Origin of the sequence: Halorubrum sp. SP3 (assembly GCF_005435195.1) — an archaeon.
Taxonomy (GTDB): Archaea; Halobacteriota; Halobacteria; order Halobacteriales; family Haloferacaceae; genus Halorubrum; species Halorubrum sodomense.
This window is the reverse complement of sequence record NZ_SGTU01000862.1, coordinates 1-207: the sequence shown is the minus strand read 5'-3', so window position 1 is coordinate 207 and position 207 is coordinate 1. Positions and strand designations below refer to the sequence as shown.

The 207-nt window shown below is 72.5% G+C and carries 1 protein-coding gene; it reads left to right on the top strand.

Annotation, left to right across the window (positions count from 1 at the left end):
* Positions 1–132, top strand: a 132-nt coding sequence (locus tag EXE42_RS18415; RefSeq protein WP_199240829.1) for a ribose-5-phosphate isomerase A, incomplete at its 5' end; no start/stop codon positions are given.
* Positions 133–207 lie beyond the last annotated feature (75 nt).

Sequence of the window (207 nt, the reverse complement as noted above, 5' to 3'; positions counted from 1 at the left end):
ATCGCCGACCCGGCCGCCCTGTCGGCGACGCTGTCGGCGGTCCCGGGCGTGGTCGAGCACGGGCTCTTCGTCGGGCTCGCGGACGAGGTTCACGTCGGGACGGAGTCCGGCGTCCGGGTCGACGAGGTCTGACCCGTCGTCGAGCGGCGACGCGGGCGACGGCGCGGCCGCTGGCCGGTCGGCGTCTAAATAAAATGGAACGGAAAC